Origin of the sequence: Streptomyces prunicolor NBRC 13075, from assembly GCF_000367365.1 — a bacterium.
In the GTDB taxonomy this organism is placed as follows: Bacteria; Actinomycetota; Actinomycetes; order Streptomycetales; family Streptomycetaceae; genus Streptomyces; species Streptomyces prunicolor.
In genome coordinates this window covers 1-1,678 of sequence record NZ_BARF01000187.1, presented here as the reverse complement: position 1 = coordinate 1,678, position 1,678 = coordinate 1, and the positions used below count along the sequence as shown (strand labels likewise).

At 69.3% G+C, this 1,678-nt stretch carries 1 protein-coding gene; it reads right to left on the bottom strand.

Annotation, left to right across the window (positions count from 1 at the left end):
* Nucleotides 1-176 precede the first annotated feature (176 nt).
* On the bottom strand, nt 177-1,556 hold the full coding sequence (locus tag SPR02S_RS54690; RefSeq protein ID WP_026151767.1) for an IS1380 family transposase: 1,380 nt from the start codon (nt 1,554-1,556) through the stop codon (nt 177-179).
* Nucleotides 1,557-1,678: the final 122 nt, after the last annotated feature.

The window sequence follows — 1,678 nt, the reverse complement described above, 5'->3', positions numbered from 1 at the left end:
TAGCCTCGATCGTTCATGAGTCATCGTCGGTTCGCTGACGGGGACTCTGTGCTTGCGTGGTGCGGAATTTCGTGGGCTGGGGCAGGTTGGTGACCCGGCTGTCGCGTCGGGTGGGCGCCGGGGTTCCACGGCTCCGGGATGTTGCTGTGGTTCGTCGGGATGGTCGGAGTCGCTGGTCAGCCGGGGTTCGGGAGGGCTGCGAGTCGCTGGATCGCGCGGGTGATCACATCCGTCCAGGGCCATCGGGCGGTGAAGCGGAGCCGGTGGCGGCGGCCGGTGGTGACCAGCTGGGCGGCGGCGGAGAACAGCCGCAGGCGAAGCCGTTTGGGCTCCCAGCGGCGGGGTTTGCCGGTCAGGGCGAGCATCGGCATCCAGGCGAGGAGGTCGAGCGCGAGGGAGACGATCTCCAGCCAGATCCGGTTCTGGGCGGTGTCGTGCAGGGGCAGGTTGCGCAGTCCGGTGTCGCGGGCGTTTCGGATGCGGTCTTCGCAGCGGGCCCGCCGTCGGTGACGCAGTTCGAGGTCGGCGAGCTGGCTGCCTTTTGTGTTGGTCGCGAAGCAGGTCAGCCGTAGTCCGTCGAGGTCGGTGAAGCGCAACTGGGCGCCGGGGTGCGGTCGTTCCTTGCGGACGACCAGCCGCATCCCTTTCGGCCAGGTGCTCAGGTCGGGGATGTCGGTGATCTCTGCGACCCAGGCGCCGGGCCGTTCGGTGCCGCCGGCGTCGTAGGCCGGTGTCCATGCCTTCTTCGGGATCTTCAGAACGGCCTGGTGGATGGCGTCGGTGATGGTCATTCCGACGGAATACGACAGCCACCGGCCCCGGCGGGAGAGCCAGTCGAGGAAGGCGTGGGTGCCGCCGGCGGAGTCGGTCCGGATCAGCGTCTGCCGCCCCCGCCGCAGGTGTCTGGGCAGCTGGGCCAGGGCGAGTTGGGCCGTTTCGATGTGGTCGGCGGCGGTGTTGGAGCCTGCGTTGCCGGGCCGAAGCAGCGCGGCCACCGGTTCCCCCGACCCGGCCTCGCCGTGGTCGACGAACGCGACGAGCGGGTGATGGCCGAAGGTCTTCTTCCAGGTCGCGGTGGCATCCTGCTTCTCGGAGTGCGCCAGGACGAGGACGCCGTCGATGTCCACGATCACGTTGCCACCGGCGGCCGGACCATCCGCACCGGCCAACTCCCAGACCCGCGACCGCACTTCGGCCCGCGCCGACCGGATCGCGGTGAGAGCCTTCGGGCCGGCTGCAGCGAGAGCGTCGACGAGACGGGAGACCGTCGGATCGGAGGCCACGGAGCCGAACACATCGGGCTCGGCCCGCAGCATGCCGACGTCGGCCAGACAGTCCCCGCCGAACGCGACGGCCAGGGCCACATCCAGCAGGATCTTCCCCGGATCGTGCACTGCCCGCGGCTTGCGCCACGGCGCCAGTGCAGCCGATATCGCGGTGTCCAGCCCGGACTTGCGGACCGTCTCGACCAGCAGCACCGCCCCGGCCTGCGAGACCACCCCACGGCCGCCGCCCTCGACACGAACACGCGGATACGACCCGCTACGCTTCTTCACCTGGAGAGTGCTTCTTTCCTCGCAGCTGACAGGACCCTCGACAAGTCCCATCGTTGCAGGTCAGCAGCACTCTCCGCTTATTTGATCAAGACCCGGACAGGCCCACTCGCGAAAGCGCGAGG